Below are 25575 nucleotides of genomic sequence, written 5' to 3' on the forward strand. Positions count from 1 at the left end.
GGTAGGCTGGAAGCCTGCCAATAGTAAACACGAGGCAGAGCCTCGCGCTATCAAAAATGCACCCACATTCACTAATTCGCAATTCACCATTAAAAATGAAACCAACCGATTCTGAACTTGAAATTTTACAGGTGCTTTGGCAGGAAGGCCCCTGTACGGTGCGACAGATAAACGAGCGCCTCGCCGAAAACAGAGAAGTAGGCTACACCACTACGCTCAAATTGATGCAGATCATGTACGAAAAAGGCCTATTGACTCGATTGGAAGAGGCTCGCTCGCACGTATATGAAGCCAATGTCAGCGAGGAAGAAACGCAATCAACGTTGTTAGAGCGTTTTGTGGATACGGCCTTTCGCGGCTCTGCAAGCAAGCTGGTCATGCACGCCTTGGGAAATCACAAATCCACTCCTGCCGAATTAGACGAAATTCGTAAACTATTAGACCAAATCGAACAACAGCCATGAAACTTTTCTCATTTTCTACTGACCCCATTGTCCACGCTTTTGGCTGGATGCTTCTACACGCCGTTTGGCAAGGTTTCGCCATTACTGTCTTAGCGGCCGGTATTTTGTTTTTGCTGCGTCGCCGAGCCAGCTATGGACGTTATTGGACGGGCATATCGGCTTTATTCCTGCAAATTTTGGTTTCGGCAGGTACATTTGCCTTGTATTATCAGCCTCGGGCATTACAGGTTGCCATGCCGAAAGTAACCCACTTTGCCCAACCGTTTGTTACAAAAAGTACACAAGTGATGGTTTCAATGCCTTGGTACAATCAAACCCTTTGGTTTTTACAAAGCAACTTAGACACCATTGTCCTGTTTTGGGTCATTGGGGCTTCGGTGTTGCTGCTTCGTTTGGTAGGAAGCTGGATTTATGTGCAACAACTGAAAGCCGAAGGAATTCGATTGACCGAATCGCGCATTCAGGAGATGTTTCGTCGAATCGCTGCTAAACTCAACATCCGTTCTACGGTGCATTTGTTTGAGTCGGTTCGAGTGAGTACACCCGTGGTGATTGGTTTTATTAAACCCGTTGTGTTGCTTCCCGTTGGCTTGGCTACGGGCTTGACTACAAAGCAAATAGAGGCGATTTTGGCGCATGAATTGGCGCACGTAAAACGTTTTGATTATTTGGTAAATCTCATTCAATCCTTAGTCGAAGTGGTCTATTTCTTTCATCCTGCCTTGTGGTGGTTGTCGTCAAGAGTGCGTGCTGAGCGCGAACATTGCTGCGACGATGTGGCGGTTCAAGTGTGTGGCGATAAACTTGCTTTTGCGCGGGCCTTGGCAGAGGTAGAGGCATTTCGTCAGTCGCCGGCATTGGCCATGGCCTTTGCTTCCAAAAAAGGAATGATGTTGCAGCGGGTAAAACGTGTGTTGGGAGTTACAGAAAAACCACAGCACCGAATGAGTCCCAATGTGTTGGTTCTATTTGTGTTGTTAGTATTTGGGGTATCTGTTTACGCCTTTCAGCAGGATGGAAAACCAAAACAGGCGAAAGCGAAAATTTCCAAAATGAAACATAACAGTATTTTTAATATAACAGAAAAGGAAGGCGGCACACGAATAGAAATGAATCAAGAAAATAGTAAATTAGTGTTAATTAAAGTCCTTTGGGAGCATCGACAACTTTCTAACGATGAAGTATCCCGATTGCAAAAATTGAGAGATAAAATAGAGTTGGGTGAATTAAGTATAAATGATATCCAAAACAAACAGCAAAAGGACATTTTAGAATATCTTCATAAGTGGGAGTCATCTTTTGATGAAGGTTTTAAAGGGCTGGGAAAAGGTTTGAAGCAACTGTCGGAGTTTTATGTAAAATTAGACTCGCTTGATTTAGGCGAGAATAATGTGATTAAGGAATTAGAAGTTTGGTCATCGGATGAGAATTTATTGACTAAAATTGTAGATTCTGTACTTGTTAATGGAAAATGGGTCGCTGCTAATGAATATGAGGCCAAATGGAACCAAGTAGACAATGCTAAAATGGCTTTCCACCAACGTAAAATGGACAGCCTGAGCCGAATGATGGAGCCCCAACACCAAAAAATGGAAGCCCTGCGGCTCGAAATGGAGCAATACGAATTTAAAACCAGTGAGCTGGAGCGTAAAATGGAAGTGCTGGAGTGGAAAAGAAGCAAGTTTTACGACGAACGCAGCCAATTGCTCGAAAAGCGTAACCGAACGATGTACCATGAAGGCCAAAAAGTAAAAAAATCGGAAACTGAGGTAGAAAAAGAATTGGCGCAGTTTGAAGAGCAAATTAAACAGCAAGAAACGCAGATTCAACAGTTGAACCAACAAACGGCCGAGTTGAGACAGCAAATCAAAACCGCTCGCCAACCCGTAGAGGATTTAGAAAAACAAGTGCATAAGTTGGAGGAAATGAATGAAAAATATGCACGTGAAATGGAGCGTTATTCTTCTGAAATGGCGCACATGTTGCCACCTCCGCCACCTCCTGTTGAAAGGGCCAGAGTAAAAACACCGCGGCCGGTTATGTCTGCATCGCCATTCATTGATGCAGTACCTGCAAAGTCTTCAAGAGTCAATGTAAGAGCACCTCGGGCAGTGGTGTTACCACGTACTCCCCGGGCCGCCACGGCACCTACTCCGGCGGCGCCCGCAGCGCCAAAGAAGAAATAAAGTTGACTGATTTTGTTACACCAGTTTTGCCACTCTGAAAGGGTTTGTTTCTTCGCAATGAAGGAAATTAGCCCTTTTAGAGTGGCAAATCGGTTTTAGCCGAGAAATAAAAACTACAGAGTAAGTTTGGGCGGCTGTCAAAAATGCACTTATTTTGCCTCCTCATGTAGTTTAAAACACACTTGTGAAGAAGAAATCTACGCTTTTTAATCTCAAAGACCTCATCGTTTATTTTTTGGTAGCCGGAGCCGGAGCCGGAGTCCAATTTATAGCAGGGAGTTTTTTTAGGAATTATTACGGTTTTACCACATCAGTAGCGTTAGGGTACATTGCATCTTCTGTTGTTGGATTTATCCTAACAAAAATGTTTGCTTTTGACGCACGCAGCACAAATAAGACCCGTCGTGAAATGATTAAATTCGGCATTGTCGTCTTTATCTCATTTGGAATTACGACTGGTATTTCTACCGCCTCACTGATAATTATTAACAAGTTCTTTTCAGAACATCACTACGTTATTTCTTTTGCCCCGCTTTTTGATAAATCCTTCGAGATAAATGTGAATGAATCGATTTCTGTACTCATTGCCATGGGTTGTAGTTTTGTCAGCAATTACATTCTGCATAAAACTTTCACTTTTAAAAGTACAGGGTTTTATGACCGCGCCAAAGTAGCCTTGAATTTAGGGAAAGACGAATAAAATTAAGTGTCGAATGTCAAGTGCAGACGGGGTCGCCCGTGCGATGTCAAATGGGAAAAATAATTCGACACTCTGCATTCTGAACTCGTCATTCTATTTTACTTCCTCCTGCGTCAATATCGCCATCCAGGTTTTTATTCCTTCCACATAATTTCCCAATCGCAGATTTTCATTGGCTGCGTGCTGATTATTGTCCATGTTGACCATCGGGACGTGAATGGCTGGTAAATTTAGCTCACGCAAAAAAGGCACAATCGGAACCGAACCACCCGTCATACGGATCTTGATAGGAGCTTTTCCAAAAGTACGTATCATTGCTGCTGTCAACCAACGATCGGGATAAATGCCGAAATCTGTTCGGAAAGGCAACATTCTTGATTCCCGTTCGAGCAAAGTCACTATTTTGGGGTATTTGAGCCGTTCTTCGTCCGTAGGTTTACGGTTTAGAATTACGTATCCTTTTGACTCAATGTGCTTCTTTACCAACCCAATGAGTTGGTCCGGACTGGATTCAGGAACCAAACGAAGGTCAATTTCGGCGGTGGCTTCGTTGGGAACAATGGTGTTGGCTTTTTCGCCGATGTTGGCACAGACCAAACCCCGCACATTCAAAGAGGGATATTGCAAAGCTTCCTGATAATTGGTACCTACTTTATCGGGCTGACTGAAAACCAATTTTTGTCGGATCATTTCCGGGTCATCGGGCACGGCAGCCAAGATTTTGCGGGCATTGGCGTCAATCGTGATTCCGTCGTAATAGCCCGGAATCGTCACGCGACCGTCTTCATCTTTCATAGAAGCCAGCAATTGTGCCATACGCAGGGCAGGATTGGGGGCATAGTTTCCGTAATGTCCGCTGTGCTGCGGTGTTTTTGGGCCGTAGGTAATAAGCGTAATGGTGGCAATACCTCGGCATCCGTACGTCAAAGTAGGCTCATTGGAAAGGTGTCTTCCGCCGTCCATCACCATCAGAAAATCAGCGGCTAATTTGTTCTTATACGTTTTAACCATATCGGCCAAATGCGGAGCGCCGATTTCTTCCTCGCTGTCCAAAATGACTTTGATATGATAGGGCGACTGCACTTTTTCCTTTTGCATGATGTCCAACGCGGCCAACAACATCAGAATGGGTCCTTTATCGTCCGAGACAGCACGGGCGAAAATGCGCCATTCGGGGTCATAGCCTGATTTTAGATTGTTCCAGTCGATGGTTTCCCATTTCCCGTCGGCAGTGCGTTTTTTCAGAACAGGTTTATAAGGAGATTCCTGTTGCCAATTTTCGGGTTCAACGGGTTGTCCGTCGAAGTGCATATAAAACAGCAACGTTTTCAACGAGCCTTTGGTAGGAGTCGTGGGTTTATGTTCCGCAAAAAACACGGGATGTCCGCCCGTTGGCAGAGCCTCGGTGGTAAATCCCTGTTTTTCAAACGCTTTTTTCAGCCAATCCAAATTGGGTTGAATGTGTTCTTTGATGTGCGCATTGCTCGGCAAACTCATAAAATCGTACAAATCGCCGTAGTAGTTTTTTGCGTGTTTTTGGGTAGTTGCTTCTAGGTCAAACTTGTTCTGAGCAATTGCCGTAAGGGAGAGAACAAAAAGAAAAAAGAGTAAAAATTGCTTTTTCATGGGACTAAAAGATGGTTGATTGTTTAAAACCAAGTAAAGGATGTTCAGTTGTTAATGCGTACTTTCTTCTCCAAAAACCCACTTACCGAACCACTGCCAATTCTCTTCCATTACCTGTCGCATTTGTTTGGGTTTGGTAATTCCGTGGCCAAAACCTTTGTAAACCACCATTTTAACGGGTACATTGTTATCTTCTAATGCCAGTCGCAATTCGTAAGCATTAGCAATCGGTACACGTTTGTCCAACTCTCCATGTTGGATAAGGGTAGGGGTTTTGGCTGTTTTGATGTAGCTGATGGGAGATGTTTTCTGATAAATTTCGGGGTCGTTCCAAGGCGTGCCTTTCAGGTACTGGCGGGTGAAAGGGGTAATGTCCGTATTTTGATAATAAGTGGCCCAGTTAGAAATACCTGCACCGACCGATGTAGCCTTGAAGCGGTCGCTGAAAGTAGTAATAAACGCCGAAATATAACCCCCTTGACTCCAGCCCATGGCACCCACTTTGTCTTTATCTACCCATCCTTTGCCAATCAGAAAATCTACGCCCGAAATCACGTCCGCATAATCTCCCACTCCTAAATTCCGTACGTTTAATGCTCTAAATGCACTTCCGTAGCCCGCGGAGCCTCGGTAATTGGGGCGTAAAACCAGCGCACCCTTGGCGGCAAATTGCTCAACCGGGTAAATGCGATCGGCAACTACAGTAGGCAAATCAATGCCCGTCGGTCCGCCGTGGATGACGACGAGTAAAGGATATTTTTTGATAGAATCAAAATTAACAGGTTTGATTAAAATCCCTTCGATAACCGTTCCGTCGCTTGATTTCCAGCTGATTACCTCGCGATTTGAGGTTTTGAACGGTTTAAGCTGATCACTCATTTGCGTTAGATTTTTTGGCGAATCGGCTATTGAGGTAATAGCTTTGGGTGTTTTCCCTGGTTTCTTGATTGATTTATCAGAAGAAGCAATCGTTGAATTTGCCAAATCCCGTACCATAATTTCTGCCATCCGGTTGGGAGAAGCCATGACGAAGGCCGTTTGTTTGAAATCTGTTGAAAAAGAAAACTGTGATGCTACGACGTTGTCGGGTTTCGTGATTTTAGTAATTTGCTTATTATCAGGATTCAATAAAAATAAATGAGAAGCGGTTTTTTGAAAGCCCGCAAACCAAATCCCTTCCGCCGACCATTTCAGCAAATTGGCATTTTCGTCAAAACTTTGGCTTAAAACTACGGGTACACCACCCTCGGCTGGAACAGTAGCAATGAGACGATTGGCATAAAAATAAAACTCGTTCTGGTTGGTAGTGGCGAAGGCAATTTGTTTCCCATCGGGCGACCAAATGGGACTGTTGTCGGGCCCTTTGAGAGAGACGATTTTGCGCGTTGTGCTGTCCGCTAACGTAAGCACATAAATATCGGCGGTATGTCCGTTGATTAAATCGGGGTCTTTGGTGGCATCGAAGGCTATTTTTTTTCCGTCGGGTGAGATTGAAAAACTACCTACTGAATAGTCAACTCCTTTGGTTAGAGCTTTTGGTGTTGGAATTTTGGAATCGGTGTCCGAAATCGGGAAAGAATATAAATGCGTCATTTTGTAATCTTCGTGCACTACTTCATAATCGCTGTATTTCTCAACGCGGTCTTTAAAAGCTTTGGAATCGGGTACGGTAGCGGCAAAAACAATGGATTTTCCATCGGGCGAAAATTCAAAATAAGAAACCCCCGTTTCAAATTTGGTGAGTACTTTGGCTTCGCCACCCTGCGGATTGATGATATAGATTTGACTTTTATCATCGCGGGTAGAAAGAAAGGCCAATGTTTTGCCATCGGGAGCCCAAACGGGACTACTGTTTGACTTTTTGGAATTGGTAAGCTGAAATTTCTCTCCCGTTCCGACATTGGCCAGCCAAATTTCGGTTTCGTAGGCGTTTTCTTCCCAATTGGTTTCAGAAACTGTGTAGGCCACCCACTTTCCGTCAGGCGAAATCCTGGGACTGCCGACGCTTTTCATCGAAAGAGATTGTTGGATACTTGGCGCTTGGGCGAAGGCAGTCGCGCATAAAAATGCGGATAGCAGTAAAAAAAGTATTCTCATTAGAGGAAGGGTTGGATTGCCCTTAAAGTTAAATAATTTAGCTTTTAGGACAACACAACCCTCTGACCAATTTTGAAAAAGATTTTAAATTGAAATAAAAAGAGCCTTTATTTTACTAACGTGTTAACAATCAGTCGCATTGATTCGGTAGGAATGATAAAATTGAAATTTCCCCAAATCACTTCGTCATACTTGGGTACACTTTGTTGGGAGAAACTTTCGGTGTCAATCAATATGTCAGTTTCGGGTATACGATTACCGTTACTTTTCTGAATTTCTGTGGTGACAAATTGTAATTTAATCGTGCCGAGTACTTGCGTGTTTTTCTGTTCAAACTGCGTATCCAACAACATTCGATAATCCTGCAAATACCATTTTCCTCCAAAAGGTTTGTAGTTGATGCACGTATAAAGGCGCTTCGGTTCGCGTTTGGTTTTGCCGAATACTTTGTCTGACGTACTCGTTTTCATCACATCTTTGACGCCTTCCGACGTAAAATCGTACTCAATGCGTACAATGGCGGTATCAGCCGCATTGATGCAAATCATACCCGTACGGGCTGCTTTGATGCCTGCGTTGACAGGACGAAACAGGATTCGATAGACTTGTTTGTCCAGGTAATACAAAATGCTGTCGTCTAATTCATACACATAATCATAGAGGTTCTTTCCGTCCAGATATTCAGGAATACCAACGTCAACCGAGTGGGTTACGATGGTGGCACCGTTCGGGAATGCATAACCTTCCAAGGCTTTGGAGCGGCTTTCGCTGGCATACGTGCGGCCGCGGATGGCTTTTACTTTTTCAGGAATCAGGATTTTAGGACGAGGATCTTTTTCAGTTTGAAGCACAGCTTCGCGGATTTCGGCGTACTCGCCATTTTGCTGAAGCGATTCTCGGTAAAAACCACTGAGCAAATAAGGTACCTGAGGGTTGTTTTTTTTGATTTTACCCAAAGCGTCCGATACCCAATTTCGGGCTTCAAAGGTTTTGATGTACGAACTGTCCACTACCCGCGGTTGCGCAGGTTGGAGCTCAATAATCACATCCTTTTGATTGAGTTGATAGGCCGACGCTTTTTGTCGAAAAGGTTGATAACCCATCATAGCTACTACCACGGCTGAGTCGGCGGCGATACGCGGGAAGCGGTAAAAAAACTGACCGTCGTCGTTAGTAAGGGTACCCGTGCCTTTGGTCATCATCCCCACGTACGCATGAGGAACAGGTTTTTGAGTGACTTTGTCAATGACTTTGCCCGAAAGCAGCAAATAGCCTCCTTGGGCGTGTAAAGAGAATGCCGATAGCAGGCAGCATAATGTGATAATAAGAGGGCGCATAGATGGGGTTTTTAGCTATACGCAACCCTCAACAAAAATCAAGCCAAATCTTCCAAATTGTAGCATCTGCGGCAACGAGCTTCGTAGGAATCGGTTTCGCCGAGTAATATTTTGTCTTGAGAGGTTACTTTTCGGTACGAATATTGCGCTACTTCTCCACAAACGACACATATCGCGTGGACTTTGGTAACGTATTCGGCAATGGACATTAATTGGGGCATGGGACCAAACGGTTTTCCCGCAAAATCCATGTCCAAACCCGCCACAATCACCCGTTTTCCGTTGGTGGCAAGGCGGTTACAAACCTCTACCAGGCTATTGTCCAGAAATTGGGCTTCGTCAATGCCCACCACGTCGCAGTCGCTGGCAAAGAGTAAAATTTCCTCGGCAGCATTGATGGGTGTAGAACGAATCGAATTTTCATTGTGAGAAACAATGTCCTGCTCGTGGTAACGTTTATCAATGGCAGGTTTGAATATTTCGACTTTTTGGCGGGCAATTTTCGCCCGGTTGAGGCGGCGAATCAGCTCTTCGGTTTTACCGGAAAACATAGAGCCGCACACTACCTCTATCCAACCCGTACGAGGCTGCATATTTTTTGAATGATGATTGGGTTCGATGAACATAATTTTAGTTTACAATTTACAGCGGGCGCGCAGCCTTTATCGTCTACAGTTAGCAATCCGCTAACTTGCATGGATAACAAGTAAAAAATTTTTCGGATAACCGATAACGGATAACTGGTTTTGGCCCGTTACCTTTACAAAACAAACAAATTTTAGGATGCTCCACAAGTTTAATCTTAGCGCTCTCAACGATTACAGTCAGCGATTTGCGCGTCAAGTTTGCGACGATTTTTTTATTCATAATGCCGCTGCTTCAGGTCAGCATATTCTGAATTTAACGGCTATCCCGCAGATAAATCTGTTTGTTATCAGTAGTTTATACGATAAATGGAAAGCGGATGCGGAAACGTTTCGAAGCCCGTTTTTTGACTTTGAAAACACGGAAGTCAAAGAGTCATTAAAACAATTTATGAACGTAGTGTCGCGTAATATTTCGGTAAAACGCGAAGCTTTGGAGCCTATATTGGCCGAGGCTACTAAAAATACGTTAGTTCTGCTGATAGACCCTCATAGCTATTTCAACGAAATTTTTCGGAACCAACCCAATTTTACGGTTACTTCCGATACCGTTCAACAATTGCGTAAGTACATTCGTTTCAACAAGTTTGTGGCTCAGGCAATGACCGAGTCCATGGCCGAACGCGCATTTGTGTACGTAAATCAAGCCATTGAATGGTCAGAAAATGCCATTAATCAACGGTCTTCTGAATTGGACTCCATCGACCAATGGGTAGGTGTGTTTTCAGAAAAAGTGCCTTTGGAAGTGTCTTCTTTATTAAAAAAGGTAGCTCGCGTTGAGCCCGATAAAGTTCCTGAACCCGAACCCAATCAATCGTTTTTTGATACATTGATCCCTGAAACGGATTCGATTCCTGCGCCACCCGCAGAGCAGCCAAAGGAGAAGAAATGGAATGAAGTAACCCCGCCGTCGCCTGCACTGGTTGTGCCAACGTATGTTCCTCCTACTCCTCCTACAAGCCTCAATGAATCTGTGGCGAGTAATGGAACAAGCGGTAAGGCATCGTTGAATGATACATTGCGTACCGAACAATCGAGCATGTCTGATATGTATCAAAAACAGCCGATTGCCAGTATTTCGCAAAATATTCCGCTCAATCAAAAATTTATGTTTATTCATCATCTGTTTGGCGGAAGTAACAGCGCTTATGAAACGGCCATTGCTGAATTGGAGCAAGCACCTGATTTTGCAACGGCAAGAGCCTTAATTACCTACAAATTTGCCTCGCAGCATTTGTGGGACATGACGGGCGATGTAGTAGGCGATTTACTTGAAATCGTAAAACGTCGGTTTGGACAATAACATAATGAATCACAGACCTCTTATCTTATTGAAGTATGACTTAGGAAATAAGAAGTAATCTTACTTCCTAAGTCATACTTCCTAATTCCATTATCTATGATTTCCTGTAAAAACCTTACCTTTTCGTATAGTCCTCAAAAGCATTTTTCATTTCCTGATATTTCGTGTGCTGACCGAGAAGCCCTGTTGATTTTGGGGCAATCGGGGAAGGGGAAAACTACCTTGTTGCACCTGATGGCCCTGTTGTTACGGCCTGAAACTGGAGAAATACTAATAAACGGTAAGGATATTGCTCCGCTGTCGGCCGCAGAAGCGGCGGCAGTACGTGCTGGTCAAATTGGCATTGTGTATCAGCGCCCGCATTTTGTAAGTTCACTCAGTGTGATGGACAATGTTATTTTGCCTAATTATTTAGCGCAAAAGCCACAGGATAAAAATCATGCTCGCCAATTGGCAGAGCAATTGGGGTTTGCCGATCATCTTTCCAAAAAAACCAATCAATTGAGTCAGGGGGAGCAGCAACGGGTAAGTATCGCCCGGGCATTAATGAACAATCCTGCCGTGATTTTGGCCGATGAGCCAACGTCCAACTTAGACGATGAAAACTGTCGGAAGGTCATCGAACTTCTTAAAAATCAATCCGAACAAATAGGCGCAAGCCTGATTGTAGTGACCCACGACCAGCGGTTAAAAGACGTATTTTCGAATCAAGTAAATTTGTGATTTAGAATTTCGGACAGGAAAGTTGTTTGTCTTTCTTTACTCGTCGAGTACGCGGAGAAGGTTCAAAGTCAAACGTATAAGCCAATGAGATTTCGTGTGAACCTCCGCTGGGCAATCCCAATGATGAAATCGTAATGTCGTAGCTGTATCCAAAGGAGAATTTATCTTGTCGGTATCCTACTAAGACTATAAGTGACTCGCGGTTGGAAATGTTGCTAACGTACTTTTTAATGGGTAAACCACGGTACCAAAGTCCCAAAACAATAGGAGAATAGGTGAGATAAACTCCTAAATCCAACTGGTCGTATTTTCCCTGAAATTTGTAATTAATGGCGGGTGAGATGGTTTTCTCTCTGTCCCATTCGTCGCCTAAGCCCGTATAACCCCCAAAAGGAATACGAAGACCTGCGTGCAAACTCCCTTTGATGGGGAGACGAGTACCGTCACCCACCTGAAAAAATCCCTGTTCAGGGCGATTGATGTGGTCTGCTGCCACTCCAATCCAATACTTATCTGAATACAATAACAATCCCGTTGAAAAACTCATGTAGCCAATTGAGGGTGTACCGTTAGCAGCGAGTGGGTCAGCAGTGGCATTTCCTGTAAAACCGCGATTGGTGTATTGGTCACCAAACGTTAAATCACTAAGATTAGCCCGGCGATTGGCATACGTTCCCGACAAACCCATGCGCAGTGCGGTATTTTCATTAAATTTAAGTTGATACGCATACTGCGCCGTGACTTCGGATGTACGAAGACTGCCCGTTCCCTGGGTATCGTTAACAAACATCAATCCTACCCCGCTGTTTACTCCCGCAAAGAAATGATCAACGGCAAAGGAAGTTGTCACATAGTTGGCAGCTAAGCCCGGCCACTGATTGCGGTAATTCATCATTACGCGCGGAGCCAAAGCTCCTCCTGCAAAAGCCGGATTCAGGTATAGGGGATTCGCATAAAATTGCGAAAATTGAGGGTCTTGGGCTTGCACCATCAACAAAGTAAGCCCAAAAAGCAAGGTTAAAGATAATCTTCTCTTCATGATACCAAACGCTACTGCAAACATTTTGCCAAAATAATCATTAAATCTTCGTGAATTTAACGGTTTTTTCAAGTAAATGTTATCCAGGTTTTAAAAAAGGCTGCTGAAAAGGTGGAATGCCGCTTTTGGATGTACCGATAGTCATTGAAATTATCTTTTAAGGTTAGAGAATCATGCATTTATTTTTACCATATAAGAAAATATCAATATGTTCGCCAAGTTTAAATGTGAATAGCCTCTAATCTGGCGATTTTTAAGAATAGCGGACTATTTAAATATTCAATATGGTCATTTTCGTTACTATTTAAAAGTATTTCAGCGTATTTTTCTGCTCTAAAAGTAGCTTTTAAGTCAATTATGCCCATTGACGAGCAGTATAGCTTGTTTTTGTATTTTTCTAAGACTAACTTACCAATTACAGTCATGCTAAATGCCATATTTGCTGCATTGGTTACCTGAATTTCTTTATAGTTTTTAAAATCAGCCAAGCCATAAAATTGTTTGGCATCCCTGAAATCAAACCGCGGCGGCGGTCCGCTCAATTTGAAATCGTAAGGAGTAAAAATTGATTATTGACTCTGAACTTAAAGTTAAATCGTTTGAGAAAAGCACATTTCGAGATACTTTTTTTGTAATAAGATGAGTATGAATCATTACTGCAACATTCAATTTTATACCCGATATTTTAGGTGTAAATGCTTCAAATTGATAAACCTTAGTTGAAACATTGGAGTCATCATCTTTGATTGTTTTGACATAAAACTTTTCGTCAATTTTGTCTAAATTCACTTTTTCACCTAATACCCTTGGTCTTCCTATACCCGATTGTTTGCCATCAAAAGGTAAAATCAAGTGAGCATTTGTTTTGAATTTTGAAATAATATTTAATCCCTGCTCAATTGCTAAAAGTAAATAAGCTTCATGACCATAAAAACCGTCAAGCGCTAAATAAAAACAGTTCAAATCAGGTATAAACACTTTTAATTCACTCTTTACTAAGCTTAAAAGCGATTTAAGTACTTGATAAGAAGTGCCTTCTGATTCGGTTTTTGGCTTATTTTTTGAACCTTTCGGCCTTCCTTTTGCCTTAGGTAAGGCATTTTGAGTTGATTTATTGATTTTGCAGGCAGTCTTTTTTGCTTTTTGTAAATTAGTAACAATTAGTTGTTGTGACGCTAAAATGTAGGACTTTTTTTCATCAATATCAATAATACAAATTACTAAAAAACTAATGGCTTTGATAACTTGCTTTTGTATTGAAGAGTAAAACAGACCAATTCCATAAGTTTGTTTACCTGCTTTGCCTTTCACGGTCTCATCCGCTGCTAACAAGTATTTTTTATCTTTTTTATATATAAAATGCTTGAACAACAGAAGATTTATTGCAAGCCAATTAATGTCTTTTAAAGCATAAAATCTTTGTACTGTTCGATAACTTAAAGTACTATATCTGGAGACCGATAAAGTAGTTACTGAATTATAAATCCCAAATATACTATCAATTATGACTGCAAAATGTTGTAAATTTGTCGTATTGAACTGAGAGTTTAATACTTTTAATAGTTCGATAATTGTTTGCACTTTTACAAGTTGTTTAGGTCTGGAAACCATATAACAACTGTAAAAGTGCTTTTATTCATTTAATCACAGTATTTGGCGAACATATTGAATATAAGTCATCTTTTCTTATATGGTAAAACAAATACGTATACTACTCAATAGATGCTGGCGCAGCAGCACCAGTTTTTTGTTCATTTTCCAATCTCTTTTTCTTGCCCATGCTGATTTTTTCAATCAGAACAAAAAGAACAGGAACCACAAAAATGGCCAACGAAGTAGCAGCGAGCATTCCTCCAAATACCGTCCAACCGATGGTTTTGCGCGATTCGGCAGCGGCTCCACTGGCAAATGCTAAAGGCAAAACGCCCAAAATAAACGCTAATGAAGTCATAATGATAGGGCGAAGGCGTAATTGCACGGCTTCCAAGGTGGCTTTGACCAATTCCATGCCGTTGTCAACTCGTTCTTTGGCAAACTCCACAATCAAAATGGCATTTTTGGCCGCCAACCCAATCAACGTAATCAATCCGATTTGGGCGTAGATATTGTTGGATAAATTGGGTAAAAATGTCAGCGTTAAAATGGAACCGAACGCACCGATGGGAACGGCAAAAAGCACTGAAAACGGAATGGACCAACTCTCATACAGCGCTGCCAAAAACAGGAAGACAAACACGATTGAAATGGCAAAGATGGTGGTGGTACTGTCACCCGCCTTGATTTCCTCGCTGCTCATGCCCGAAAACTCGTAACCGTATCCTTCAGGCAACGTCTCTGCCGCTACTTCACGAAGGGCAGTAATGGCCTGACCGCTACTGAAGCCGGGCTTGGGTGTTCCGTTGATTTCGACCGAGCGGTAAATGTTGTAGTGAGAGATAAGCGCCGGATTCTCAATGACTTTCGTCGTAATTAAAGAACTCAACGGAATCATATTTCCTTCCCGGTTTCGCACGTAGAATTTTTCAACCTTATCCAACGACGTGCGGAAACTGCTGTCGGCCTGCACTACGACGCGGAAATTTCGTCCGTACAGGTTGAAATCATTCACGTAGCTACTTCCCAACATGGCTGACAATGAACTGAATACTTCGGATACCGAGACGCCCAATTTTTTGGTTTTTTCACGGTCTACGTCAATTTTGTAACTTGGAGTTCGGGTGTTGAAAAACGTAAACGCCGCACCGATTTCGGGGCGCTTGGTCAGTGCACCGAGAAATTTACGGGCTACGCCTTCAAATTGTTGAATATTGTCGGTACTGGTGGTTTGTTGTAACTGAAACGTAAATCCTGATGTAGCTCCTAAACCCGGAATGGCAGGTGGAGCAATCGCCAGAACGCGGGCTTCTTTAATATCGGCGGTGCGTTTTTGAATTTCCTTAATAACGCTCTGAACATGGTGCTCAGCGCCTTTTCGTTCAGCCCACGGATGCAGGTTGATGAACAGCGTCCCTACGTTGGATTTATTGGAAAAACTGAGAATGTTCAATCCTGCCAATCCACCCACTACCCGCACTTCGGGAATGGACTCGACCCGTTTCATCACTTCCTTGATCATCGCGATGTTGCGCGTGGTAGAGGTAGCTTCCTGCATTTCATACGTCACAAAAAGGCGGCCTTCGTCTTCGACCGGAATAAAACCCGTCGGTTTGTTTTTAAACAGAAAGAATAAACCCACAAACAAACACACCATCATCACCATCACGTAAGGCGTACCCTTGATCCATTTGGCAACGCCGTTGGTATAGGAATGCGATACTTTCTCAAACCATTTATTGAAACGGTCGAAGAGTTTCTCCATGAAATTTTTCCTGTCATTGGCACCTTTGGAAGGACGCAGCATGGTAGAACACAGCGCAGGCGTAAGCGACAAGGCTACGAAAGCCGATAACAGTACCGATACGGCAATCGTAATGGCAAACTGCTGATAAAGACGACCTACAATGCCCGGTACAAAGCTAACGGGCACGAAAACCGCCGCCAAAATCAAGGCAATGGCAATAACCGGCCCCGAAATTTCTTTCATCGCTTTAGCCGTTGCGTCTTTGGGTGAAAGTTTCTCGTGGTCAATATTGTGTTGCACCGCTTCCACCACCACAATAGCGTCATCCACCACGATACCAATAGCCAACACGAACGCAAACAGCGTCAGTGTATTGATGGTAAACCCAAAGGGAATGAAGAAAATAAACGTACCGATGAGCGAAACGGGAATGGCCAAAATGGGAATCAACGTAGCGCGCCAGTTTTGCAAGAACAGGAATACCACAATAATAACCAGAATCATGGCTTCGCCGAAGGTTTTTAATACTTCATCAATCGAAACCCGCACTACGGTAGCCGTTTCGGTTGGCATCACGTAGTCAATGTCTTTGGGAAACGTTTTCTTCATAGATTCCAGGGCTTTTACTACGCCGTCGTACGTTTCGAGGGCATTGGCACTGGGTGCCTGATAAATCAAGACAAAAGCGGCCGGTTTTCCGCTGACAAACGCGTTGGCTCCGTAGTCAAACTTACCTAATTCAACCCGCGCCACATCGCGCAGATACACCACGCGACCGTCGGTACGTGAGGAGCGCACCACAATATCTTCAAATTGTTCTTTGGTATTCAACCGGCTGTTAGTCAGTACACTATATTCAAAGGTTTGGGTATTGGGCTGCGGATTTCCACCCACGGTTCCTGCGGCAATTTGTAGATTCTGCTCCGAAAGTGCCGCTGAAATATCGGCAGGAGTCATACGAAGTGAAGCGAGTTTGTCGGGATTCAACCAAATACGCATTCCAAAATCGTCGGCGCGGGATACGATATCGCCCACGCCTTTCACCCGTTGTAAAGCATCTTTCAGATAAATGTTGGCGTAGTTTCCAATGAACTGCGCATCGTGGGTGCCTTTGGGTGAATACAGCGCCAATACTACCATGATGCTGGGTTGTCGTTTCCGAACCGTAATTCCCAAGCGTTTGACGGCATCGGGCAGGGAAGGTTCTGCCACACTGACGCGGTTTTGCACGTCGAGTGCAGCAATATTTACGTCGGTTCCGACCTCAAACACAACGTTGATGCCGCTTTGTCCGCTGCTTGTACTGGTGCTGGACATATAGCTCATGCCCGGTACGCCGTTGACCTGCGTTTCCATGGCCGTGGTGGTTGTTTGTTCCACCGTTTGCGCATCGGCCCCGATGAAGTTTCCCGAAATAGACACCGTTGGCGGAGTGACGTCGGGGTATTGGGCAATGGGCAACGTAGACAGGGCGATTAGCCCCACCAATACAATCACAATCGACGAGACGATGGCGGTAATGGGCCTTTTTATAAAAATATCTGCAATCATTTCGGGAGATTTTAGATTTGCAATTGTCGATTTTTGATTGAAAAAAGCAATTGTAAATGAGTTATTTGTCCGTTTTTATCACTGAGCCTTCGCGTAAGTTTTGCACACCTTCTACGGCAATTTTTTCGCCTTCTTTCAAGCCTTCTTTGACAATGATTTTGGTTCCCAAAGATTGTCCGGGCACAATTCGCCGCTGACTTACTTTGCTGCTGTCGCGGGCCACATACACAAAAAACTCACCTAATTGCTCGGTTACTGCTTTGTACGGAATTACGACAGATTTGGTGGAAGCGCGGTTTAGCACCCGCACTGTTCCGTTCATGCCGGCGCGCAGTAAATTATCGCGGTTTGGGAAAATCAAGCGCGTTTTGATAGTTCCCGTTTGTGGGTCTACGGCGCGGTCAATGAGCTGAATCTTACCTGGATAAGGGTAAATGTCTTTGCCAAAAGCCAGCGTGAAAGTCGAGTCTTTGGATTTGTTATTTTTCAGTAATGTCGTAAACCGATAAATTTCTTTTTGGTCTACGCCAAAATCAACGGCAAGCTGCCCATCGGTCGAAACCGTATTCAGCACAGTTTGCCCTGCTGAAACGGCAGTTCCTGCTTTTACCAATGATATTCCGATAATACCGTCAAAAGGTGCGTACACTTTGGTGTATCTTAAGCCAGTAGATACTGCCGAAATGTTGGCTTTGGACGCTTCAGCCTGTTTTTTTGCTACTTCCAGGGCAGCATCGGCATTGTCAACCAACTGCTTGGCTACGGCATCATTTTTATCCAATTCGTGGTAACGGTCCGCGTCTTTTTGTGCTTTATTGACGTTGGCCTCCTGTACTTTGAGATTGGCTACGGCTTGTTCATAATTAGCCGAATACAATTGAGCGTCAATAGAATACAGAAGTTGCCCTTTTCTGACTCGGGCTCCATCCTGAAAATGAACACCCGTAATAAAGCCCGTCACCTGCGGGCGCAACTCTACCTGATTTAAGGGCGTAATGGAAGCCGGATATTCATCATAATAAACGGCATCCGTCGTGGTAACTTCCTCCAGCGTGACGGGAACGGCAGGAGGTGCCTGTTGGGCTGCTGCTTTTTGTTCTTCTTTTTTATCGCAGGAAGTCAACAATAGGATAGACAAAGCGATGGTAACATAGTGTATAGGATTCGAATACATGATAGCCGGAGATTCAGTGATTAATAATTAAGTTGGCCGAGGGCTCGTTGTACATCAATTTTATTGGAAAGAACCTGATAGAGGGCGTTGTAATAATTGATACGCGCCAATCGCAGATCCGTTTCGGAGGTAATGACTTCCAGGTAGGTTTTTATACCCGACCGATATTGCAATTGAATAATGTCGTAGACTTCTTTTGCTAAATCCCTGTTTTCTTTTTGGGTAAGCAGATTGATCAAACTTCCTTTGTAGTTGCCCAAGGCCCGCACATATTCGGCGTTGACGTTCAGTTGAAGGCGTTTGATGTCCAAATTAATTCGTTTCAATTGCCATTCGGCGGTGTTGGTATTGATTTTTCGTTTTCCGCCCTGATAAATAGGTAACGAAAGCGTTAGGACTAAAAAAGAGTTTGGGAAAATTTTGCTGTAAAGGTCCAAAAACTGATTGTTTTGAAAGTTTAAATTATAGGCTCCGTTAGCAGCTACCGTAGGTAAATAACTCCATTTGGTATATTGAAAATTATATTCCAATAATCGCTTTTGAGTGCTTAACAGTTGATAATCAATACGTTCCGTATAATCCGCGTTTTGGAGCGTGTCCAAAAAAATCTCCTGTTCCAATTGCAGCGTATCGTATTGAAGACTCAATTCCTGCTCTTTCGGATAGCCCATCAATGACTTGAGGTATTCCACTTTACCTGTCAATACCTCTTCGTTGCTTTTTCGGGCGGCTTTGGTATTGTTCAGTGAAATCAATGCGCGTTTGTAATCAATTTTATCGGCGACTCCCGCTTTGTACTGATTTTGAGCATCTTTTAAGCTTCTTTCCAGCCGCACAATGTCTTCGTTGGAAACATCAATTTGCTGCTTGGTAGTCAAAACATCATAAAAAGCCTTGGACACGTCAACGGCCAAATCGGTTTTGTTGGAAGCAGTAAGTTGGCTGGATTGTAAGCGAACATCATTCTGAGTTCGTCGGGCCAGAAGAATATCGCGGTTAAAAATAGCCTGTGATACCGTCAACTGTCCCGCTGATAAGTTCTTGACGCCCAGCTTAACGGGGTTTCCGCCAATGATGCTAGTTTGGACGATGAAATTGTGTTGCAGATTATAATTGAAGTTGATTTGTGGATACCAATCGGCAAGTCGGTTTTTGATATTGTTTTCCGTGATTCGCTCATCAATCACAGATTGTTGGATTGCCGGTTGGTTTCTGATGGCATACTTAACGACTTCTTCCAGCGTAGCTTTGTCTAAGGTTGCGGTGCCGAGGGGAGATTGAGCAAAAAGTGAGCCGTAAGATTGACAAAAAAGCAGAGCGGCAACAAAGGCGAAAAAAATCTTTTTATCTGATTTGGACCAATAGTTCATTCAGGGTAAAAGTTATGATAAACAGAAAATAAAAAAGAAAATAAAGGCCGAATAAACAACGGATGACCAGAGATTCAGGAGTCGTTAGACGGAAAATAAACCGCAAATGGGGCGGGATATCGGAAAGGCAAAAGCTTCAAAAAGGTGGGCTCGCCAAAGAGAGGGGAGTGCCGTGAGAGTACAGGCGGAGTATTTATAAGCATTAATTCTTACCTAACCGAACTGCGTGTATTTTTTACTTTTAACCTACGTAAAAGGTACTTTTCAGAAAATAAAACGAGTCATTGGGAGTGTTAAGAAATTCGAATGATGCAAAAGACTAACTTCGGTGGATATAGATGATAAAACAATAAAATTTTAAAAGCAGTCATTGAGATGTTTGTGATAATAAGGGGTAAAACTCACCATGAAACCAAAATTAGTGTTCAGGAAGCTAAAAGTCTGCAAAGATTGAATGAAGAAAATACACTCATAAAGTGAATATTTTGCCGAAGCGAACACATTAAAAGCGGCGAGTCCGCGCCAATCAATAAGGGGCGGGCCCACCGCGGCCGAAATTCTAAAAATTCACTTCTCAAACACTTCTGCCTTACCGTTCACGATTTCGTTTTTCTCCCCGTTGATATCAGGAATTTGCGGTGACGGCACTGGTGGTTCCTGTTTATTCGGCTCTATATCAGGAATTTCCGGTTGCTGAATTTCGGGTTGTGCCGGATGCGGCTCAATACCCGGCGGTACAGTATGAGGTCCGGGGACCGGTGTCGGTTCTTTGACGGGGTCAGACATGGGGTCAAATGAGTGAATAGTTTTCATAGTGATTCTGATTTTAGGTGAATTCAATAACGAACTGGCTAAAAAAGCCATTCCGGTTGTACTGGGGAAAGTATGCCTCATGAATAGACTGGATTTTATTGGAACGGGATTTTAAATCTTTGTCTCAACAATTAAAAAGAAAACAGACAGTCATGCCGCCCATTCAAGAATATAATTTTCCTTACGTAGTCCGCTTGGCGTTCGCTCTTATCTGCGTCACCATTCTGGTTTACTGGATGTACGTTTTGGATTCTATTATCCCGCTTTTGTTGTTTTCTATTCTATTTTCCATGGCCATGTACCCCTTGGTAGCTTGGCTCGAACGTAAAAATCTGGGAAGGGTTGTTTCTATTACCATCGGTATTTTAACCTTTACGTTGGTAGGGGCGGGCATTGTAGCTGTATTGTGTTATCAAGTGGCTGATTTTACAGAAATGCTGCCTCAATTAACAGAAAAAGTAAATACTTCTTTGAACAAAATACAGTTATGGGCCTTTGACCAGTTCAAGATTCCGCCAAGCCGGCAGTTGAATGAGCTTCAAAAATATACCCAGAATCTGGCCAACAGCGGCCGGGCCTTGGTGGGTACAGCCCTGACTACCACTACCAATATGCTGACAAATCTATCTATTTTACCTGTTTATGTCTTCTTTCTTCTTTACTACCGCGATTTGTTCAAACAGTTTTTTTACAAAGTTTTTAAAGACGTTAAAAAAGCGAAGATAAACGAAGTACTGGGCAAGATTTATGACGTAGTGCACAGCTATCTCTCGGGTCTGTTTATTGTAACTCTCATTATAGGAACGCTCAATTCCATCGGACTGCTCGCGTTGGGGATTCCGTCGGCTTTCTTTTTTGGCTTTTTGGCGGCTTCTCTTCTGATTCTTCCTTACATCGGAATTTTGATGGGGTCTATTCTTCCCATTGTGGTGGCTCTGGTGACGAAAGATTCGCCGATGTATGCCGTGGGTGTAGCGGGGGTATTTTTCTTCATTCAAATGCTCGAAGGCAATGTCATTACTCCTTACATTGTCGGTTCCAAAATCAGTGTCAATCCTTTGGTAGCAATTTTAGGGCTCTTTTTGGGAGGCTCTTTATGGGGGCTTTCCGGAATGGCGTTAGCATTACCTCTGACGGCGACGTTGAAAGTAATCTTTGATGCAGTAGAGCCGCTTAAGCCCTACGGCTATTTGATGGGTGAACCGGAAGTAGTGAAAGAGCGTGTTGAGAAAACCCGAAAAGTGCAGCAAATGGAAAAAGAAGTGGTGGAGACATTGACTGAGACTACCAACGATGTGAAATACCTGTTTAAGAAAAAAGGAACCTCTAAATCTGCCCTCTGACTGGTTTGGGGAAATAAATGCCCGGTTTTTTCAGAGATTCTCAACTTGGGGTTAAAAAGGGAAGTGGAATAAATTTTTTTCTTTTTCTATAGTCAACATTCTACATTTTCCCAAAATGACAGCAATTAGTACGCTCAAACATTCAAGTAAAACAGAGGGCATGGGAGCTATCCCAACCGAAGAAGGCGTTTCTTTTCGGGTGTGGGCACCCAATGCCCAAAAGGTATCCGTCGTAGGTGATTTTAACGGCTGGAAAAAAAACACAACGCCGCTTGTGAAGGAAGAAAACGGCAATTGGTCGGTAGAAGTACCGAATGCCAAACCCGAACAACAGTACAAATATTACCTCAAAACGTCGGTAGGCGAATTATGGCGAAATGATCCCTACGCGCTCGAATTGACCAATTCAGTAGGAAACAGTATTATTCACGATGCTGATTTTGATTGGGGAGACGATAACTTTCAAATGCCCAATTGGAATGAATTGGTGATTTATGAACTGCACGTTGGAACATTCAACGTGAAAGAAGAAAATAAGCCGGGCGATTTTTACAGTGTCATCGAACGGCTCAACTAATTTAAAGCACTGGGTGTCAATACCCTTGAAATTATGCCCATAGCTGAGTTTCCGGGAGGGTATTCCTGGGGCTATAATCCCGCTCATCCGTTTGCGGTCGAATCCGAATACGGTGGGCCCGTGGGGCTGAAAGAGTTGGTAAAAGCGGCTCATGCCAAAGGAATTGCCATTTTATTGGACGTTGTTTATAACCACTTCGGGCCAACCGACATGGATATTTGGCAGTTTGACGGTTGGAGTGAAAATGGATTGGGAGGTATTTATTTTTACAATGATTGGCGAGCCAAAACCCCTTGGGGAGAAACCCGGCCGGATTACGGACGTTCTGAAGTACGGCAATACATTTTTGACAATGCCCTGATGTGGCTTGAAAAGTACCGAATTGACGGGTTGCGGATGGATATGATTCCTTACATTCGAAACGTAAATGCCGATGGCAATCCTGCCAATGGCTTACAGGAAGGCTATTCGCTGATGCAGTGGATTAATTCGGAAATCAAAAACAGGTTTCCTCAAAAATTTACCATTGCGGAAGATTTGCACACGCTTAATGTCATCACGGCGCCGATTGAGGAGGGTGGTTTGTGCTACAGCAGTCAGTGGGATGCTCAGTTTGTAAACCCGATTCGACATGCCATTATTAGCATGAATGATGAAGACAGAGACATGAATGCAGTGGCTGGGGCTATTTTGCATACCTATTACAACAGTGCATTTCAACGGGTAATTTATACAGAATCGCACGATGAAGTATCCAACGGGAAAGCCCGGGTAGTGCAGGAAATAGCTGGTCGGGACGATGTCAATACGTGGTATGCCAAAAAACGTTCTACGCTCGGGGCCACTTTGATGATGACCTCACCGGGCGTGCCGATGTTGTTTCAGGGACAAACCGTGTTGGAAGATAAATGGTTTGACGATACCGACCCCATTGATTGGTCACGCTTTTCGGAATTCAAAGGGTTTGTCAAATTGTACCGGGATTTGATTCAACTGCGGCGCAATATTTCCGCAACTACGCGCGGCCTTACTGGGCAACACGTCGAGATTCTGCACGTAGACAATGAGAAAAAAATCATTGCTTTTCATCGGTGGATGGACGGAGGCGCGGGTGACAGTACGGTAGTTGTGCTGAATTTTTCGCACCAAGCCGTGATTGATTATGTGGTGAAATTTCCGGGGGAAGGCATTTGGAAAATACGCTTTAACTGCGATTGGGAAGCATATGATACCGAGTTTCAGAATCATTTTAGCTACGATACCGAGGCAACTGCTTTGCAAAATGAAGGCCTTTTTACCGCTAATGTATCGTTGGGAGCCTATAGTTCACTCATTTATTCACAGGATTAAGGATTAATCAATATCATATAAAGCGAAAAACATGAAAAAGATAACAACACTGGTCATTGCTATGTTGACCGTAGGACTCATTTCTTTGTCTGGCTGCTCACGCGAAGAAAAACGCGACGCAGCCGATAATGCGCAGGATGCGCAGGAAAAAGTAGAGAACAAAGCAGAAGATGTAGCGGAAGATATTAAAGACGCTACAAACGAAACTGCTGATAACATAGAATCTGAACGGAAAGAGCTGGCTGCCAAAATCCAGGAAAAACAAGAAGACCTGAAAGAAGAAATGGATCGGGTAGATGCTAAAATAAAGACAGCCTCTGCCAACGAAAAAGCAAAATGGAGAGAGCGCCGCGAAGAGTTGAAAGAAGACAAAGACAATCTGGATGACCAATTGGCCGAAGTAAGAAAAGACATCAAACGCGATTGGATCGGCTTTTTCAATGAGGTCTTTCAGGGAACGGCCAAAGTTCGGCAATTCCAAATAGTATTTACTCCTTGGGGAAAGTGCCCAAGAAACCATGGTTTGTTGGGCATCGTGAAATGAAGTGAGTCAACGATATTGATGACGAAATAGATAAATGATAATAAAAAAGAGGACTCATTCTGGTAATTGGGGTTAAATTCAAAGATTGTACGGCACCGGCCGCCCAGAAAACAGCCATGAGGCCACTGACAGCAAGCAGCTTACGGCGGTGTATCAAATGTAATTGGAGAGGTAGCATTACATTTGATACACCGCCAGAACAACAGCCACTAATAACTAAACATCCGTGGTGGCCGTAGGCCAGGCCAGGAAGGACCCGATAGTTATCGGGATTGAAAGGAACGGGGACGCCCAGTCCTTCGGTAGCGGTAAGTGCTCACCAAATCCTTTTTTTGTATCTTATTGAGTATTTCTCGCTTTGGCATTCCCCAATAAAAAAGCCGGGTGGCAAATGCTGTCGGGCTTTTTGTACATTCGCAACGGCGAACCGCCATCTACTAAAGTCTCGGGCTGCGGATGCGTCGGACCGTCGATGCGGTTAATTTCATTCTATCAGTTCAGAGGGGTAACTGAAGGCTTAACGGATTCGATAAGTTATGCAATATTTGAGCGTTGAATAGACTCTGAGGCGGTGTTTGGAGCGATTTGAGGTATGTTTACGACATAAGACCCGTATTAGTAGATTCGGGAAACTCGGAACTTTTGGCGCTGTTAGCGTGAAGGGTTTGCTCTCTTCGTACCTCGAAAATGTACACATTCAATTTTCTATATAATGGCGTCTATACATCTGCTGACGTTGTATAAACGCAATAGAGTTTCGTTTATACAGATGTTAACTGCAATTTTTAAAAACATATTATGAAACTTAAAGAATATCTAAAAAATCAATTTCCTAATGATTTAGCAAGATTGAAATTTCAAAAACCAAATTCTGTTATCCAAAATAACCCTGATTCTTTTGACATAGATCAATATACAATTTATTTTGGTGGGATGAATTGGGAAAACATAGGCCAAGACATTAATCATATTGAGAAGGAGTTTTATGAACATTTTTTTCTTTGCCTATTCACGATAACAATTATTGACTTAACGATATTTTCTCATTATAGAGATTATTATAGTATTTTCAGAAATAAAACAAGGTATCCTAAATTTGGATGGAGTGGTTTTAGACCTCATTATGAAAACCCGAAAAAATTACTTGATATACCTTTTCAAAAAGGCTTATTAAGAAAAGATAAAATTGACATAGATGAATATGTCCAATTATTTATTTCGGAAACTAATTCCTTCCTTGAATCAAATCTTAATCAAATAAAAACTGTCGATTTTTTTAATTCTCTACTGACGGATAAAGACTTTCAGGTAAGTGAAAATGAAAATAGTACATTGACACCGCTAATAATAAATAAATTAAAAGAAAATTTTGGAAAGTAAACTGCAGTTAACAC

The 25575-nt window shown here is 43.1% G+C and carries 21 protein-coding genes; 10 read left to right on the top strand and 11 right to left on the bottom strand.

From position 1 onward, the window contains the following. Positions 1-95: 95 nt before the first annotated feature. From Q0081_RS04910 to Q0081_RS04920, 3 genes are all read left to right on the top strand, one after another. Positions 96-464 carry a BlaI/MecI/CopY family transcriptional regulator gene (locus tag Q0081_RS04910; protein ID WP_298349950.1) on the top strand — a complete coding sequence of 123 codons (369 nt, stop codon included), beginning with the start codon at positions 96-98 and terminating at the stop codon, positions 462-464. After that, complete coding sequence (locus Q0081_RS04915; protein WP_298349951.1) at positions 461-2650, top strand: M56 family metallopeptidase; 2190 nt, start codon at positions 461-463, stop codon at positions 2648-2650. The genes Q0081_RS04910 and Q0081_RS04915 overlap by 4 nt, the downstream gene beginning before the upstream one ends. A 184-nt stretch (positions 2651-2834) precedes the next feature. Further along, positions 2835-3350, top strand: coding sequence for a GtrA family protein (locus Q0081_RS04920; protein WP_298349953.1), 516 nt, complete (start codon positions 2835-2837; stop codon positions 3348-3350). A 93-nt stretch (positions 3351-3443) separates the two neighbouring features. Here Q0081_RS04920 and Q0081_RS04925 read toward each other — a convergent pair whose 3' ends face one another. The 4 genes from Q0081_RS04925 to Q0081_RS04940 all read right to left on the bottom strand — a co-directional run bounded on the left by Q0081_RS04925 (position 3444) and on the right by Q0081_RS04940 (position 9036). Continuing rightward, positions 3444-4976 (bottom strand): M20/M25/M40 family metallo-hydrolase, encoded by a 1533-nt coding sequence (locus tag Q0081_RS04925; protein ID WP_298349955.1) that lies wholly within the window; start codon positions 4974-4976, stop codon positions 3444-3446. 51 nt (positions 4977-5027) lie between these two features. Further along, on the bottom strand, positions 5028-7073 hold the full coding sequence (locus Q0081_RS04930) for a S9 family peptidase (RefSeq protein ID WP_298349957.1): 2046 nt from the start codon (positions 7071-7073) through the stop codon (positions 5028-5030). A gap of 107 nt (positions 7074-7180) precedes the next feature. Beyond that, positions 7181-8410, bottom strand: a complete 1230-nt coding sequence (locus Q0081_RS04935) for a carboxypeptidase-like regulatory domain-containing protein (RefSeq protein ID WP_298349958.1) — start codon at positions 8408-8410, stop codon at positions 7181-7183. A gap of 38 nt (positions 8411-8448) precedes the next feature. After that, positions 8449-9036 (bottom strand): thymidine kinase, encoded by a 588-nt coding sequence (locus tag Q0081_RS04940; RefSeq protein WP_298349960.1) that lies wholly within the window; start codon positions 9034-9036, stop codon positions 8449-8451. A 157-nt stretch (positions 9037-9193) separates the two neighbouring features. Between Q0081_RS04940 and Q0081_RS04945 the strand changes: the two genes are divergently transcribed. Both Q0081_RS04945 and Q0081_RS04950 read left to right on the top strand, forming a co-directional pair. After that, positions 9194-10357: a hypothetical protein gene (locus Q0081_RS04945; RefSeq protein ID WP_298349962.1), complete on the top strand. Its 1164-nt coding sequence runs from the start codon at positions 9194-9196 to the stop codon at positions 10355-10357. Positions 10358-10453: 96 nt separating this feature from the next. Next, positions 10454-11080, top strand: coding sequence for an ABC transporter ATP-binding protein (locus Q0081_RS04950; protein WP_298349964.1), 627 nt, complete (start codon positions 10454-10456; stop codon positions 11078-11080). Position 11081: 1 nt separating this feature from the next. Here the strand turns inward: Q0081_RS04950 and Q0081_RS04955 are convergent, their stop codons facing one another. From Q0081_RS04955 to Q0081_RS04985, 7 genes are all read right to left on the bottom strand, one after another. Then, entirely contained in the window at positions 11082-12119 is a 1038-nt protein-coding gene (locus Q0081_RS04955; protein ID WP_298349966.1) for a type IX secretion system membrane protein PorP/SprF, read from the bottom strand. A gap of 221 nt (positions 12120-12340) precedes the next feature. Continuing rightward, positions 12341-12607, bottom strand: a complete 267-nt coding sequence (locus Q0081_RS04960; RefSeq protein ID WP_298349968.1) for a hypothetical protein — start codon at positions 12605-12607, stop codon at positions 12341-12343. A gap of 28 nt (positions 12608-12635) precedes the next feature. Beyond that, positions 12636-13700 (bottom strand): transposase, encoded by a 1065-nt coding sequence (locus Q0081_RS04965; protein WP_298349970.1) that lies wholly within the window; start codon positions 13698-13700, stop codon positions 12636-12638. 130 nt (positions 13701-13830) lie between these two features. Continuing rightward, on the bottom strand, positions 13831-17010 hold the full coding sequence (locus Q0081_RS04970) for an efflux RND transporter permease subunit (protein ID WP_298349972.1): 3180 nt from the start codon (positions 17008-17010) through the stop codon (positions 13831-13833). Positions 17011-17071: 61 nt separating this feature from the next. After that, positions 17072-18184, bottom strand: a complete 1113-nt coding sequence (locus tag Q0081_RS04975) for an efflux RND transporter periplasmic adaptor subunit (RefSeq protein WP_298349974.1) — start codon at positions 18182-18184, stop codon at positions 17072-17074. Positions 18185-18204: 20 nt separating this feature from the next. Then, positions 18205-19554: a TolC family protein gene (locus Q0081_RS04980; RefSeq protein ID WP_298349975.1), complete on the bottom strand. Its 1350-nt coding sequence runs from the start codon at positions 19552-19554 to the stop codon at positions 18205-18207. A gap of 567 nt (positions 19555-20121) precedes the next feature. Next, the gene (locus Q0081_RS04985) at positions 20122-20367 is read right to left on the bottom strand and encodes a hypothetical protein (protein WP_298349977.1); all 246 of its coding nucleotides are present in this window, start codon (positions 20365-20367) and stop codon (positions 20122-20124) included. A gap of 152 nt (positions 20368-20519) precedes the next feature. On the opposite strand from Q0081_RS04985, the gene Q0081_RS04990 reads away from it, so the two are divergent. From Q0081_RS04990 to Q0081_RS05010, 5 genes are all read left to right on the top strand, one after another. After that, positions 20520-21710, top strand: coding sequence for an AI-2E family transporter (locus Q0081_RS04990; protein WP_298349979.1), 1191 nt, complete (start codon positions 20520-20522; stop codon positions 21708-21710). 115 nt (positions 21711-21825) lie between these two features. After that, on the top strand, positions 21826-22287 hold the full coding sequence (locus Q0081_RS04995; protein ID WP_298349981.1) for a hypothetical protein: 462 nt from the start codon (positions 21826-21828) through the stop codon (positions 22285-22287). 9 nt (positions 22288-22296) lie between these two features. Then, positions 22297-23637: an alpha-amylase family glycosyl hydrolase gene (locus Q0081_RS05000; RefSeq protein ID WP_298349995.1), complete on the top strand. Its 1341-nt coding sequence runs from the start codon at positions 22297-22299 to the stop codon at positions 23635-23637. A 31-nt stretch (positions 23638-23668) separates the two neighbouring features. Further along, positions 23669-24181, top strand: a complete 513-nt coding sequence (locus Q0081_RS05005; RefSeq protein WP_298349983.1) for a hypothetical protein — start codon at positions 23669-23671, stop codon at positions 24179-24181. A gap of 798 nt (positions 24182-24979) precedes the next feature. Beyond that, a complete protein-coding gene (locus tag Q0081_RS05010) occupies positions 24980-25561 on the top strand; it encodes a hypothetical protein (protein WP_298349984.1) in 582 nt (193 codons plus the stop codon). Positions 25562-25575: the final 14 nt, after the last annotated feature.

The sequence above is a fragment of the Runella sp. genome (genome assembly GCF_027484545.1).
Taxonomy (GTDB): Bacteria; Bacteroidota; Bacteroidia; order Cytophagales; family Spirosomataceae; genus Runella.